General features: G+C 66.8%; 14 protein-coding genes. 5 read left to right on the plus strand and 9 right to left on the minus strand.

All coding sequences use genetic code 11. The features are described from left to right. The 3 genes from BMY53_RS11325 to BMY53_RS26795 all read right to left on the minus strand — a co-directional run. Window positions 1-266: transposase (locus BMY53_RS11325; RefSeq protein WP_143074032.1), on the minus strand; the 266-nt coding region annotated here is incomplete at its 3' end. A 37-nt stretch (window positions 267-303) separates the two neighbouring features. Further along, window positions 304-1,110: an MFS transporter gene (locus BMY53_RS11330; RefSeq protein WP_143074033.1), complete on the minus strand. Its 807-nt coding sequence runs from the start codon at window positions 1,108-1,110 to the stop codon at window positions 304-306. A gap of 296 nt (window positions 1,111-1,406) precedes the next feature. Beyond that, window positions 1,407-1,880, minus strand: a complete 474-nt coding sequence (locus tag BMY53_RS26795; protein WP_404947870.1) for a hypothetical protein — start codon at window positions 1,878-1,880, stop codon at window positions 1,407-1,409. Between BMY53_RS26795 and BMY53_RS11340 the strand changes: the two genes are divergently transcribed. Next, complete coding sequence (locus tag BMY53_RS11340) at window positions 1,864-2,634, plus strand: glycosyl hydrolase (protein ID WP_092946889.1); 771 nt, start codon at window positions 1,864-1,866, stop codon at window positions 2,632-2,634. The two genes, BMY53_RS26795 and BMY53_RS11340, sit on opposite strands and share 17 nt — an antisense overlap. A gap of 143 nt (window positions 2,635-2,777) precedes the next feature. After that, window positions 2,778-3,407, plus strand: coding sequence for a DUF4142 domain-containing protein (locus tag BMY53_RS11345; RefSeq protein WP_092946601.1), 630 nt, complete (start codon window positions 2,778-2,780; stop codon window positions 3,405-3,407). Window positions 3,408-3,432: 25 nt separating this feature from the next. On the opposite strand, the gene BMY53_RS11350 is transcribed toward BMY53_RS11345, so the two are convergent. Then, on the minus strand, window positions 3,433-4,020 hold the full coding sequence (locus BMY53_RS11350; protein ID WP_143074034.1) for a hypothetical protein: 588 nt from the start codon (window positions 4,018-4,020) through the stop codon (window positions 3,433-3,435). 250 nt (window positions 4,021-4,270) lie between these two features. On the opposite strand from BMY53_RS11350, the gene BMY53_RS11355 reads away from it, so the two are divergent. Beyond that, window positions 4,271-5,137, plus strand: coding sequence for a Crp/Fnr family transcriptional regulator (locus tag BMY53_RS11355; protein ID WP_255370150.1), 867 nt, complete (start codon window positions 4,271-4,273; stop codon window positions 5,135-5,137). Window positions 5,138-5,162: 25 nt separating this feature from the next. On the opposite strand, the gene BMY53_RS11360 is transcribed toward BMY53_RS11355, so the two are convergent. The 4 genes from BMY53_RS11360 to BMY53_RS11375 form a co-directional block, all read right to left on the minus strand. Continuing rightward, the gene (locus BMY53_RS11360; protein ID WP_255370151.1) at window positions 5,163-7,274 is read right to left on the minus strand and encodes a PAS domain S-box protein; all 2,112 of its coding nucleotides are present in this window, start codon (window positions 7,272-7,274) and stop codon (window positions 5,163-5,165) included. A gap of 104 nt (window positions 7,275-7,378) precedes the next feature. Further along, a complete protein-coding gene (locus BMY53_RS11365) occupies window positions 7,379-8,197 on the minus strand; it encodes a response regulator (protein ID WP_092946604.1) in 819 nt (272 codons plus the stop codon). A gap of 21 nt (window positions 8,198-8,218) precedes the next feature. Continuing rightward, complete coding sequence (locus tag BMY53_RS11370) at window positions 8,219-9,883, minus strand: hybrid sensor histidine kinase/response regulator (RefSeq protein ID WP_092946605.1); 1,665 nt, start codon at window positions 9,881-9,883, stop codon at window positions 8,219-8,221. 75 nt (window positions 9,884-9,958) lie between these two features. After that, on the minus strand, window positions 9,959-10,666 hold the full coding sequence (locus BMY53_RS11375) for an MEDS domain-containing protein (RefSeq protein ID WP_092946606.1): 708 nt from the start codon (window positions 10,664-10,666) through the stop codon (window positions 9,959-9,961). Window positions 10,667-10,771: 105 nt separating this feature from the next. Here BMY53_RS11375 and BMY53_RS11380 point away from each other — a divergent pair, with 105 nt between their 5' ends. Then, window positions 10,772-11,002: a DUF2789 domain-containing protein gene (locus BMY53_RS11380; protein WP_092946607.1), complete on the plus strand. Its 231-nt coding sequence runs from the start codon at window positions 10,772-10,774 to the stop codon at window positions 11,000-11,002. A 124-nt stretch (window positions 11,003-11,126) separates the two neighbouring features. Then, window positions 11,127-13,202, plus strand: coding sequence for a sensor histidine kinase (locus tag BMY53_RS11385; RefSeq protein WP_092946608.1), 2,076 nt, complete (start codon window positions 11,127-11,129; stop codon window positions 13,200-13,202). Here BMY53_RS11385 and BMY53_RS11390 read toward each other — a convergent pair. Next, window positions 13,177-14,400 (minus strand): hypothetical protein, encoded by a 1,224-nt coding sequence (locus tag BMY53_RS11390; RefSeq protein WP_143074035.1) that lies wholly within the window; start codon window positions 14,398-14,400, stop codon window positions 13,177-13,179. The two genes, BMY53_RS11385 and BMY53_RS11390, sit on opposite strands and share 26 nt — an antisense overlap. Window positions 14,401-14,468: the final 68 nt, after the last annotated feature.

Raw genomic sequence — 14,468 nt, forward strand, 5'->3', positions numbered from 1 at the left:
ACCGGCACCGCCACGAACGCCGCCGGCGACGGCCCCGCCTTGGCGACGACCTGACGCACGCGACGACTATGACCGTGCTCGCGCAGCCAGCGGCCGACCTGGTTGGCATTGACCCCGCAATCGCGCGCCAGGCGCGACACCGAAGCGCCTGGCTGCAGGCACAGCGCCACCAACTCGGACTTCGCCGTCTCGTCGTACACACTGCGCCCGTCGCGCTTGTGCCCGACCACCAGCCGGCGCTTGAGCTCTTCCAGATCTTCCGTCACTACGTTCCCACGTTCGTCTACGTGGGAACGTACGTTGTCAGCTCACGGCCCGCAGCTCAAGGACGCGGTTCATTGACCGCTTACTCAGGAACAGCACGCTCCAGTCATACAACGACCCCTCCGCCACCAGCCCCACCGCTGCCAGCAGGCCGATCAGCGCCAACGGACCACGCGGCAGGCTCAACCCGTGCCCCTCGCCTGAACGGCCCTCCATGGGCTGCATGGCCGCGCACGCGGCCCAGATAAGCGCCAGCGCCGTGACGGCCGCCAGCAGCAGATGCGTCTGCGCGGCCACCCCCCAGCCCGGCAGCAGGCTGCCGATGCCGGCACTCACCAGGCCGCCCAGGCTGAACATGCCATGGAAGCCGCTCATCAGCGGCCGCGCGACGCGGCCTTCGATGTGACTGGCCTCGGCATTGATTGCCACCGCAAACATGCTGGCCGTGCCGCCGAACAGCACCATGTTCAACAGCAGCGCGGCGTAGGCCTGGGTGACCAAGAGCCCGGCCACGGTCAGGCACAGTAGCAGACCCATCACCGCGGCCACTCTCCGCGAGCCCCAGCGCCCCACCACCCGGCCGGCATGCATCAGGGCGAGCAAAGACCCGCCCCCCGAGGCCAGCATGGCCAGCGCAAGTGACTGCTCTCCGAGCCCGTAATGCGCTTTCACCGTCGGCACATGCACGCCCCAGATGGCGAACAGCCCCCCGGAGACGAAGAACTGCGTACGCAACGCCCAGAGAGTCGCCCTGAGGGGCTGCGGCATCGAGATGCCGGTGGGCGGACGAAGAAGCGTCGAGGAGGAAGAAACCGACGGAGTGACGGACGAGGAGACGGACGACATCAAGCGCAGTGCAACAACAGCATTACGCAGTCAGTGCCGCTGCGTCTGCAGCGGTTCGTCGCCGAGTCGCGCGGTCCAGGCTCGACGCCCGGGGTCAGTTCCTCCGAATGTCCATGGGTGATGTGTCGCGAGTCATGGCCTTGAAGAGCGCCAAGCAAGACGCATACCGCTTGGGATGCGACACAACGCGTCCATCAAGCATCCGGCCGCGTCACTTTGCAATGGCCCAAACAGTCACTCTTATGGACTGATGTCAGCAAGATTAACAAGATGTTTCCATCGCATCCGTCATTGCATCAAGGCCGCCATACTGCGTCCCGCAACGCCTGACTCTGGATCCAGGGTCCGTGCGCATGACGCCCGGTGCGACAACGCCGCGCTCTTGAACAGAGCCGGACGACGCCGTCACCTTTCTGCTGTCCCCGTGAGAACCGAATGAGCCACTCCCTGACGCCCTCCACCCCGCTGACCGCACCCCTGCCCCCCGGGGCCAACGAGCGCGTGGACAGCCGCCGCCGCACGCTGGTGACAGCCGCTGGTGCGGCCCTGCTGAGTGCTTGCGGCGGCGGTGGCGGAAGCAATGGTGACGGCAGCAATACGACCCCGGCGGCACCCGCACCCTCTCCTTCTCCTTCTCCTTCTCCTTCTCCTTCTCCTTCTCCTTCTCCTTCTCCTTCTCCTTCTCCTTCTCCTTCTCCTTCTCCTTCTCCATCCCCGGCCCCCTCACCCTCTCCGACACCCGCCCCGGCCCCGGTGGCCAAGCGCGGCATCGCCTATGACCTGAAGGACGCCGCCGACTTCACCGCCCTCAGCGGCCCGGTAGCCTGGTGGTACAACTGGGCGCTGCAACCCGCTGCCACGGTGCAGGCCACCCCCGCCATCGCCCAGGCGATGAGCCACGTACCGATGCTGTGGAACGGTAATTTCGACTCGGCCCAGGTGGTGGCGGCGCTCAAGGCGCGGCCCACTGTGCAGCATTTGCTCGTGCTCAATGAGCCCAATCTTGTCGACCAGGCCAACCTGACACCAGCGGATGCCGCCAAGCTCTGGCCGCGTTATGAGGCGGTCGCAGCCCAGACCGGCGTGCAGATCGTTGGCCCCGCCATCACCTGGGGCACCATGACTGGTTACAGCGACCCGGTGGCCTGGCTGGATGCGTTCTACGCGGCCTACCGCGCAGACAATGGCGGACGTGACCCACAGATCGACGCCCTGGCCTTCCATTGGTATGACTATGGCCTGGGCGCGCAGTTGGACCGCCTCACCAAGTATGGCAAGCCGTTCTGGGTAACCGAGATGGCCAACTGGCACAGCCAGACCGACGGCGCGCAGATCGACACCGCCGCCAAGCAGCAAGCCCAGATGGCGGACATGGTGGCGACCTGCGAAGCGCGCACGGATGTGGTCCGTTATGCCTGGTTCACCGGCCGCTGGGACAACGACGTCCACTACACCAGCCTCCTGGCAGGCACCGGGGTGCTGACCGCTCTGGGCCAGAGCTACAAGCAGCAGACAGCGAGCTGAGGCCCGCTGATCCCTGCTGAGGCCCGTTGCGGCCCCGTTGCGGCCATCGAGGCTGGGGCAGGCAGCTTGCACGTTGACCCCTCGCCCCCTGCGGGTATCCAGATTGCTGGGTCGGGGTTCTCTGAACAAGCACGGAGTTCCTCATGAATGACGTCCTGCGCCCCCGGCCCTGCTCTCCCACCCCCTTTGCCCGCTGGGGCCGCGTTGCAATCGCCGCCGCCGCGATCGGACTGATCGCCGGGGTGCAGGCGCCTCCCGCCTCCGCCCAGGCGGTCGTTCCCGGAGCATCTGCGGCGCCGGCCAGCAAAGTGACCCACAAGGACGCCGCCTTCCTCAAGCAGGCGGCCGAGAACGGCCACGCCGAGGTTGAAGGCAGCAAGCTGGCCCTGCAAAAGTCCTCCAACGCGGATGTGAAGACCTTTGCCCAGCAAATGGTGGATGACCACACCAAGGCCGGTGATGAACTGGCAGCCCTGGCGGCGTCCAAGGGCGTTGAAGTCTCCAAGGACCCGTCGGTACTTCAGAAGGGCAAGCTCAAGATGCTGGGCGCCCGTGACGGCGCGAGTTTCGACCGGCACTATGCGGAGTCCGTCGGCGTGGCCGCCCACAAGGACACCATCAAGCTGTTCGAGAAGGCTGCGAAGGAATCGGACGATGCCGATGTGAAGGCGTTTGCCGCCAAGACGCTGCCGACCTTGCAGCACCATTTGCAGACCGCGCAGACGCTGGAAACCGCCACGCGCGCGGCTGACGGCAAGAAGCCCAAGAAGTAAGCGTCGCGCCGGCCTGGGACCGGGCTTACAGGGCCCGCAACAAGGCTTGTTGAACCCTCAACAGGCCTTGTTGCCATGCCGGCGCCTCCGTGCGGCGCACCTCCCCGCTTGGCAGTTCGCCCCCGCGCACTTCCCCACCCTGCGCCTCCGCACCTTGCGCCTCCGCACCGCTCCCATCGCCATCACGCAGCGCCGAAGCGCCCAGATTGCACAGCACCGGCACGGCGACCAGTTCCGAGATCCGTCGCACCACGCCGGGCGGCAGATCCTGGCATTCAAGCGCGTCATACAAGCGGGCCAGCATTTGCACCAGCTTGTCCTGCTGACCGGTACCCGCATCCAGCAGGTCGCCCGCGTGCACCACGCTGACCTGCGCACCCAGGCCCTCAGCCGCCTCGATGAACAGCGCAGCCGCCGGCCCCTGGCGAGACTGACAGATCAGTCCGATACGCCGCCCGTCCAGCGCCCCGCCCGCCGCCCGCAGGGTGGATAAAGGCAAGCTGTCCGTCAACGACCCCGGCACTGCCCCCGTCGCAACCCCGGACGGCGGCTGCGCCACGCCGCCTGCAGACAGGGGCAGCGGATCGCGATCGGGCGAGTGGGCGTTAAACATGTTGAGCGGCCTGTGGTGCGGCAGTGACACGATGCACAGCCTAAGTGCCACCCTTCCAGCAATAGTTGACTCTTGTCAATCAACCAGCTTATTTGAGGGAGCGCAGACGCAAACCAATCCAGGGATACAGCAAAAACACCAGATCGTTACCGACGGTTCACTCAGTGTTACCGAGCGATGTTGTCGATTGCCACGCCCGTTGCGGCCGTTTTCTAGCATCACTGTCAACACCTCAACGACCGAAACGATCATGTCTGAAGCCCTTCACCTAATGCAAAACGAGCGCTCCCATCAAATTTCGCAACGCGAGCGCCTCGCCCCCTTCGCTGCCCGTGCCGTCCCCGGCCTGCCCAGCAACCTCATCGACGAGCCGGCGGACCTGTCGGACAGCTTCACCCCCTTCATGGGTTTTCAAGCGATGCAGGACCCGCAACAGCGCATGCTGGAAATGATGCGCACGGTTCGCGAACTGGTCCAACCCACTTCGAAGGTAGTCCGCCCCGGTGACGTCCTCTACCACTCGGGCCTGCCCTTCAACACCGTCTTTCTCATCAACTCCGGCGCCTACAAGCTGGTCAGCCGCAGCCTGGACGGGCGCGAGCAGATCGTAAGTCTGAAGTTCCGTGGCGACTGGCTCGGTTTCAGCGGCATCGCCTTCGGCCGCCATGCCTGCGACGCCGTCGCCATGGACACCGGCAATGTCTCCATCATTCCTTACGCCACGCTGCTGGAAGGCTGCGTACGCCACCCCGAGCTGATGGCCGTGGTCCATGAAGCCATGAGCACGGAAATCCGCCGCGAGCGTGAATCCCTGATGTCGGTCTGCACCTTGGCCTCGCAGGCCCGCGTGGCCGAATTCCTCTGCGCCTGGGCCCGCAGCATGGCCCAGCGCGGTCTGCGTGCGGACGAGCTCACCCTGCGCATGACCCGTGCGGATCTGGGCAACTACCTGGGCATGACGCTTGAGACGGTCAGCCGCTGCCTGTCGCGCCTGAACCGTGAACAGCTGATCCGCTTTGGCGAACGCGGCCGCCGCCAGATCACCATCCCGGATCTGGCCCGCCTGGAAAAGTACGTCATCAGCGGCTCCTCCGCGCGTACCGCCCGCCTGCAGTGAGCCGCCACGGCTCTGGCCCCGGCGCTCAGTCCCGCAGCACGCGGGCCAGCGCCTCGGCCAGTTCAGGCCGGTTGTAAGGCTTGGGCAGCAAGGCCCAGGGCCATTCGGAAGCACCTTCCAGCAAATCCGCCGAGAAGCCGGAGGTCAGCAGGATGCGCATCTCAGGCCAGGTCGCCTGCACCTGGCGCGCCAATTCCGTGCCCCGCATGCCGGCCCCCAGCGCCACATCGCTGAGCACACAGGCTGGCAACGGTTCCCCGCGTCCCCGCAGCTCATGCAGCCAGGCCACGGCTTCCTCGCCGTTGGCACACGCGGTGACGTTGCAACCCAGGTCCTTGAGGAAGCGCCGCGCCACCAGCCGGACTTCGGCGTCATCCTCCACCAGCAGCACGCGCGCACCCGGCGGAATATCCCGCGCCAGCGGCAGCGCCGTGCGCGCTGCTTCCAGCGCTTCATCCGGGGGTTGGGGCAACAGGATGCTGAGCACCGTGCCGCGGCCGGATTCGCTGTCGATCAGGACCGTTCCCTGGGACTGGCGGGCAAAGCCGTACACCGTGCTCAGGCCCAGGCCGGTGCCGCGGCCGGCCTGCTTGGTGGTGAAGAACGGTTCAAACGCGCGCTCCTTGACCGCCTCGGGCATGCCTGTGCCGGTGTCGCTGACGGCGATGCAGACATAGCCGGGATCGGCTGCAGCCGGGTCCAGCGACAGTTCACCGCGCAGCTCCGGCGTCAGCGCCTGCACCGCCGACGCGGCAAAGATCAGCTCGCCGCCCTCCGGCATGGCGTCACGCGCATTGATGGCGATGTTGAGCACGGCGGATTCCAGTTGCCCCGGGTCCGCCAGCACGTCCGGGCAGTCGGCAGCCACCTGCACCTGGATGCGGATGCGCTGGTCCAACGTCCGTCGCAGCATGTCCGCCAAGGAGCGAAGCAAGGCTTCCACATCCACGGCGGTGGGCTGCAGCACTTGCCGGCGCGAGAAGGCCAGCAATTTGCCGGTCAGGTCGGCACCACGGCGGGAGGCCCGGGTGGCCGCCGCGACCAGTTGAGGTGCCACCGCATCCTCCGCCACCACCGGCAGGTCGGCCAGCACCTGCAGGTTGCCCTGGATGACGGTCAGCAAGTTGTTGAAGTCGTGCGCAATGCCACCGGTGAGCTGCCCCACCGCTTCCAGGCGCTGCGAGTGGCTCAGCGCCTCTTCGGTCTGCGCCCGTTGCAGGCAGGTGCCCAGCAGGTTGGCCACCGACTCCATGAAACGCAGCTCGGCGTCTCCAAAACGCTGGGCCTGGCTGGACCACACGGTCAGCGCGCCCACCACCTTGCCCCGGTCCGAGACCGGCACGGCCAGCAAGGACAGCCGACCCAGGGCCAGGGCCTGGGCCACGGGGAAACGCTGCTCCTGGCGCAGGTCCGGCACCTGCAGGGCTTGCGAGCGGGTCAGCACGAGACCTTCCGGCGAGTCGATCCGCCACGGCACGCGCTCCCCCAGCAGCTCGTCTCCACCCAGCCCGACGCCGGCCGCCAGGTGCAGCAAGGTGCGGCCCGGGTCGAGCAGATGCAGCATGGCGGTCTGCAGCTCCAGGGCCTCGGCGGCAATGGCGGGTACCTGCCGAAGGATCTCCTGCGGATCCCGCGAGTCCACCGCCAGCTTGCCCAGCGCCGCGAGGTGCTCACTGCAGCGCGCCCGTTGCAAGGCCTGCCGCACGCGCGGATATTCGCCAATGCCCCGCACCGAGGCCATCACATACGGCAGGCCATGCGATTGCAGCGGGCTGAGGGCGATTTCCACCATCACTTCGGTCCCGTCGCGCCGCTTGGCCACCAGATCCATCTGCGTGCCCATGGGCCGGGCCCGAGGCGCCTGGCCGTACCCTTCGCGGAACTCGGCGTGGCGGGGCCGGATGCTGTCCGGCACCAGGACCTCAATATGCAGCCCGGCCAATGTGCCTGGGTCATAACCGAGCAGGCGCTCCGCTGAGGGGCTGGCCAGCAAGATGACGCCCTTGGCATCCACCAGCAAGATACCGTCCGGGGAGGCCACGAACAACGAGCGGAAGACCGTCTCGGCGTCGATTCCGGGCGGAAACGGGGCCGAGGCGAAAGGCTCGGCCCCCGGCGCAGGCTGCGGGCCCGGCACAGGACCAATCGGAGGGCCAGACTGCGAATTTGGCTTCGAATCTGGCTGTGAATCTGGCTGCGAATCTGGCAAATGCCCGCTCTGGGGACCCGTCATGGCGCCGCTCACGCTGTGGGCCGGATCAAGGAGACGCGCGGCACGAAGAGATAGCCCGCACCACGGATGGATTTGATCCACTTGCCGTCATTGGCGTCGGTGCCCAGCTTGCGCCGCAGGCGCCCCACCTGCACGTCAATCGTGCGGTCGAACGGTGACGATTCACGCCCACGCGTGTGCTCCAGCAGGAAATCGCGGGAGAGCACCCGGCCGGCATGCTGGGCGAAGGTCAGCAACAGGTCGAACTCTCCGGTGGTGAGCACCACTTCCTCACCGTCCGGGGAATTCAGCCGGCGGGCCGCCACATTCAGGGACCAGCCCTCGAAGTGCAGCAGCTCCCGGTCACCGCCCTCCTCGGGCTGTGCAGGCGCCTGAAGCGGGCCCGTGCCTGGCGGCGGCGCCGGCGCGGGCTCGGCCTGGAGCCGGCGCAGCACCGCCTTCACCCGGGCCACCAGTTCCCGCAAGTCAAACGGCTTGGTCACGTAGTCATCGGCCCCGATCTCCAGGCCGACCACCTTGTCCACGGCGTCACCGCGCCCGGTGACGATCACCAGCCCGCAGCGCCAGTGTTCCCGCAACTGCCGGGCGATGGCAAAGCCGTCCTCGCCCGGCAGGCCCAGGTCCAGCAACACCAGCTGAGGGGGGTCGCTGGCCATCAGCTCCATCAGGGCCCGGCCACTGTGCAGTTGCGTGGTGCGGAAACCATGGGTGGACAGGTAGCTCGACAGCAGCAGCGTGATGTCGGGCTCGTCATCCAGGATGGCAATATGCGTCGGCGTGGGGACACCGTTCGGGGGAGCAACGTGGAGGGAGCCGGTCAAGGACATGGACGCGGGATGCGCGGAAGTTCAGAGCGATTCTAGGTTGGACTGGCGACGGGTCAGGTTCTCCAGCGTCTTGAGCAACAAGTCCAGGTCGATGGGCTTGACCATGTGTTCGTCGAAACCGCTGGCCAACGCCTTGTCGCGGTCGGAGGATTGGCCGTAACCCGTCAGGGCGATGAGGCGGGGTGCGCCCTCCACCATATCGGCCCGGATCTGGCTGGCCAGCTCGTAACCGTCGATCACCGGCATGCCGATGTCGAGCACAGCCACATCAAACACCTGGCCCTGCACCAGCGACATGACCTCCTGCGGCAGCGTGGTCGTCACCACCTCATAGCCGCTGTAGCGCAAGGCCATGCCCAGCGTCTCCGCAGCATCGCGATTGTCGTCCACCACCAGGATGCGGCGTTGCCGATCCTCCTGGCGCAACAGCTCGACCGGCTGCGCAGCGGCGGCACTATCCACCGCCCGGGCCACGGCCGGCAGCATGACCAGGAAGCGGGCACCCTGGCCGACGCCGTCGCTGCGGGCCTCCACGCGGCCACCATGCAGGTCCACCAACTGCTTGACGATGGCCAGGCCAATGCCCAGGCCGCCCTTGGCCCGGTCCAGCGTGGTGGATCCCTGCTCGAAAAGTTCGAAGATGCGGGGCAGCAGCTCGCCATCAATGCCCGCGCCGTTGTCATAGACCTCGATCAGCACGTCGCCGTTCACCATGGTTTCCGCACGGATGCCCACCTCGCCATGCGGCGGCGTGTACTTCGCCGCATTGCTGAGCAGATTCACCAACACCTGTCGAAGCCGGCCCGGGTCGCCCATCAACTGGATATCTGGTGGCACGGCGCAATGGGTGCGCAGCAGTTGCTGACGTTCCTCCAGCAAGGGGCTCACGCCCTCGATCGCTTCGGTGAGCAGCGCGTCCACCGCAATCGGCTTGCGAATCAACTCGACCTTGCCCCGGGTGATCCGGGTGATGTCCAGCAGGTCGTCCACCAGCTTGGACAGATGGCCCACCTGGCGCTCGATGATTTGATGTTCCCGCTCCAGGCCGTCATTGCGCAGCTTGATCAGGTGCAGGGCCGTCGAGATGGGCGCCAGCGGGTTGCGCAATTCGTGGCCCAGCATGGCGAGGAACTCGTCCTTGGCACGGGCGGCGCGCTCGCGCTCCTGGTCCAGCCGCGCGGCATGCAGCCCGGTCCCGGCCAGCGTGGCGGCAGCGCGCATGAAGGCGCCCTGGTGCAGGGACGGGAAATCCGCCCGGGAGGAGCCGAACCAAAGACTGCCGAAGCGGCCCGCCGGGCCCAGGTACAGGCGCACCACCCGCAACGTGCCCAGCGGCGAGCCCACGCCCACCGGGTCCTCAGCCCCCTCCTCCATCTTCATGCAGGCCTGCATGAACAGACTCCAGGAAGCTTCGGCCTCGACCCGCACCCCGCCCACATACAGCAGCGTGGCAGGGACGGCGCCGGGCGCCAGCGGCGCGCGCACCAGGCACACGGCGGTGCTCACAATGCTGTTGACCGCTTCCGTGGTCAATTGCAGCACCGTGGCTGCATCCCGGCCCACCCAGAGGGCCGGCAGCGCCAGCAGCCCCATCAGGTCCCTCAGGGCCTCGTCGGAGGCAGAGGCCGGGCGGCCCAGGGCCGGCAGCACCGCGCCCACCAGTGGATCAATGCGCTCTTCCCGCATGGCTTGTTCAGTGATTCCGTTATTGAGTGATTCGGTGAATGGCCGATTCCGTGATCGGGTGGCTCAGGTGGGCGGTCACGGCGCGGCGGTGCCTGCCGCCTTGTCCTGCCGCGCAGCCAACTCGCGCAGCATCTGCGCGGGTGGGGTGTAGAACGGGTTTTCCCGCAGCGCCCCACCAATCAGGGTAAGCGGATGGGTGCGCAACAGATCCATCATGAGTGCGCCGTCCAGCGAAGCAATGTCGTAGACACAGATGGCGGGCTGCTGATGAAGCACCAGCACCTCGTTGACCTCCGCCTCATAGGCGATCACTTCGGAGCGATCGATCCCCTTCCCCACAATCCAGTCCATCTGGCCCATCACCCGCACCCGGGAGGACCCGGCCGCGCTGGCTTCACGGCCCACCTGGTCCACCAGGGTCAGCATGCGGCGCCGGTCAAAATGGCCGGTATCGTCGAGGTAGGCATGATGCCAGGGCATCAGAACCAATTGGCCGCAAGCCTCGCAGGCGGGCACATCCAGGCCACCAGCGGCCAGCCGGGACCGATGGTCCTGCATGCTGGGGCCGTCAACCATGTGCAGGTTGCGTTCGCCCAGCCTGACCGCCTCCGCGTAGAAGGGCCCCAGCACCTGGTGCTCCTCTTCACGGCTGTTGAAGAAGGCGCAGACATGAAAGTGGCGCATGCGACTGCCGGCCAGCGTCAGCCGGCTGTGCGTCGGCACAGCCGGCTGCTGCGGATGTTGCCGGTCCTGCTGATCCTGCCGGTCCTGGCCTGTGGTCATCGATACTCCCCTGGAGACCCGGGCATGATGTTAGCCTTGCTGGGAAGCCTCTCGTGCGAGAGGTGCAGCACCATCTTCAAAGAACTCATCCGTCTGGAGTCTCACATGGAACCCACCGTTCACCCTTTTGCCGAACTGTTCGACCAGTTGGGCTTGCCGTCCGCTGAATCCGAGATCCGAGCCTTTATCGACCAGCACCGTCCCCTGCCCAACGGTGTCAAGATCACCGAGGCCCCGTTCTGGACGCCTTCGCAGGCCCGGCTCCTCAAGGACCTGCTGCTGGAGGACGCCGACTGGGCCGAAGTGGTGGACCAACTGAACCTGGCCCTGCACTAATCCCCGTGCGGCCCGGGCCGGGCCGCCGGGCGTTTCCGCAGGCCTTGCGGCACGCCGACAAAGACTGACCAGGCCAGGCCTGACCCACCCGAACGAGGTGGGCGGGCCATTCTCAGGGAGCTTCATGTCATCGGTTCCTGCATCCTCCGGCGCGATGGACGCCGAACCTCGTCCGCCACGCGACGAATGGTGGCCCCTGCTGCTGGGGGCCTGTGCCGTCCTGGGTCTGCTGGCGGGCGCACTGTGGGTCACCAGCCTCCAGCTCGGCGCGATCGCGACCATCCCCACGGTGCAGCGTTACGAACTGCGCGCCGTCCCGCCTGACGACCCGCAGGCGCTGCAATTCAACGGGCCGCTCCTGGAGCATTCCGAGGACGCGGCCTTGCCGATCGTGGGCCATCCGGCAGGTGGCGCCTTGCTGCGCAAGGCCCGGCTGACCATCGACCTGACCCCCTACCTCACCGCCACCGATGTCTACGACGACGAGCGCGACGGCGACCGCCAGACCACGCTGCGCGGCCCCACCAAGGCCATCCTGATCAGCCAGGCGGTCCACGGCGTGGACATCTACCTGAACGGCGTCTGGCTGGATGGTTACCCCCGGTCCACCGCCCAGGACCGCTTCATGTGGTTCCGCCCCCTCATGGTGGAACTTCCACGAAAACTGCTGCGTCGCGATGGCGCCAACCAGCTGGTGATCGACTACACCAGTTGGGAGCCGCACCTGACCTTCTCACCGGTCTTCATCGGCGACGTCGGCCCCATCGCCTACATGGCCGAGGCGCTGGATTTCGTGGGCGGGTCGCTCGCAAGTGCCTCCAAGGCCTTCTGTTTCCTGACCGGCCTGTTCATGATCGGCGTGTGGCTGGCCAACCGGAGCGACGACACCTTCGGCCTGGTAGGCGCCGTGGCGCTTCTCTGGGCCGCGGTCTACACCCTGTCGCTCTGGATTCATCTGCCTGCGGCGTGGCGGGGCCTCTGGCTCTGGAGCTTTTACGCCTGCACCGGGGCGTTGAATGCGCTCACCGTCCTCTTCATCCTGCGCTTCATTGGCCAGAAGATTTCGATCCCCGCCGCCGTGCTTCTTGCGCTGTGCTCCTCTGCGGCCGCGGTGATCTCGCCCTGGCTGGGTGGCGAGGCAAAGGGTCAACTCGCCTATTCATGGATTCTGTTGATGCTGCCCATGCAGACCTGGGCGCTGTGGCGGCTGGGCCGTCATGTGCTGCGCACCCGAAGCCGGCCGGCGCTGTTGCTCTTGCTGCTCTTGCTGGTGGCGGCGGTGCTGATCCTGCATGACTTCAATGTCATGGCCCATCGCATCGGCCCGCTGAATCAGACCGGCCACAGTTCCCTGCTGCGCTTGCTGGGCACGCCGATGTACTTGACGCATCTGGCCTTGCCCCCCCTACTCGTCGTCATGGCGCGTGTGCACCTGGCGAAGTACCGGCAAAGCACGGACCGCGTACGTGAGGCCAACCGCATCCTCAGCGACAGCCTGCGGCGCCGTGAAATGGAACTGTCCCTGGCCTACGACCGCCAAAGCAGCCTGGAACGACGCGAGGCCGCGCAGGACGAGCGCGACCGCATCTACCGTGAGCTTCATGACGGCATCGGTTCCCGGCTGATTGCCACCTTGTTCAGCGTCCGCGATGGCGTCGCCAGCCCGGCCCAGTTGGAGCACAGCCTGATGGAAGTGCTGCAGGGGGTGCGGGAGGTGGTATCCACCAGCCGTCAGCGCGAAGAACGCGAGCTGCAAAACATCCTGTTTGATTACTGCGTCAACCTGGACTCACTGCTCAGCGGCAAGGAGTTTCAACTGGAGTATGAGATTCCCGGAGACCATGAATTCGTGATGCTTGACGACGGTGCCCGCGAACTGCTGCGGGTGGTGGAAGAGACCGTGGCCAACACCTTGAAATATGCGAATGCCTCGCGGCTGCGCATCGAGCTGCACCAGACCGACACCAGTGTGCTGCTGTCCATCGTGGACAACGGCCACTCCACCCTGCCGGAAAATCTCCCGCAACGGCCCGCCTTCGGCGCCTCCACCGGGCGCGGGCTGGCGCACATGCGTGAGCGGATGAAGGCGCTGGGCGGGCGCTTCGAGTTCGAACTGACCGCGGCGGGCGGTACCACCTGGGTGACGTTGCCGCTGGTGGCCGAAGACGCCCCCCTCAAGTCGCATACCGCAGGGTCTTGAGATAGTGAGACGGCTGGGTGAGCCGCTTCAGGAAGATCCAGAGCGAAGCCTGGATGGCGGCATGATCCTGGCCATTGCTGCGGCGGTGCAGGGCCTGCCGGTATTCATCGGTCTGCTGGCGTACTGAATGGGCCCAGCCGCGATGATGGTCGTGGCAGGCGGAGCGCCGCAGGATCTCCATCCAGGCGGACAACACGCCGGGCGGCAGCCCCTTCAACAGGCCGGCCAGTGAGGCCGGCTCGGCGCCACGGCCCGCCCCGTAGAGACGATGCAGCAGATGCAGCCGCATGACGAGTGCGGGGTCCGCTGCGGCGGCCACGGCGACCGCCTCGAAGGAAACCCGGTCGTGCAGCAGGCCTTGCGCGCGCTGCAGCACTGCGGCATCGCAACCGGGCAGCGCGGCCACTGCCATCTCCTGCGGCGCCGCAATAAAAGGCCCCTGCAACAGGGTCACGGCCAGACCAGACAGGCGCTGGTAGCCCAGCATTGACTGCACACCCACGCCGATGACCTCCAGCCCCTCGGTATCCGCCCGCTCGACCAAGGCGGGGAGCCGGTCGGGCGGCGTGGCGGAGAGATCCAGCCGGAACGTGTCCGAATACGGCGCCAGCAGCCAGTGCGGGTCGGTTTCACTGCGCACGCCAGCCATGCCAAAACGGACGCCGCTGGCGCGCAACTGCGCCACACGCATCAACACCCTGGTGCTGATGGGGAGGTCCCGATGAAGGGTGATCGCGCCGATGTCGGCCGTCACGGCCTCCGCCAGCGGCGAGCACAGGCTGGTCTCGTTCATCGCCAGCAACAACCGCCCCTGCGGGAGGCAGCCCGCCGCCTGTCCGTCCAGCAAGGCGTTGGACAGGGCCAGGCTCACACGGTCCAGGTCCTGTTCGGCCCCGGTGGGCAGGCGCCGGCTGTCCGCGCGGTACAGGAGGTCACGAACCTGGACCTGCCCGCGGTCGTCGGCAATGTCATGCAGCGCAAAGCGCCGCTCGTTCACATCCCCCCACTGCGGGACCACGCCTGCCGAGACCACCGGCGCCAGTTTCTCGGTGCGCGGGGCAACCGCCGACGGGATGGAAGGGAAGGCGCGCGCAGGAACCAGTTGCTGAGGTGCGGAAAGCCCCGCAAGCGCTGCAACAGCTACGTCGGGTCGCCCAGCCTGCAGGGCTGGCGTCATCGGAGAAGTATCGCGGAACATGAGAGCCTCCTTGGGGCAGTCTGGCCATGCGCATCGGCGATAAGCCAGGGGTGGGCGTGTGGGTGGAC

Origin of the sequence: Roseateles sp. YR242 (assembly GCF_900109745.1) — a bacterium.
Lineage (GTDB): Bacteria > Pseudomonadota > Gammaproteobacteria > Burkholderiales > Burkholderiaceae_C > Roseateles.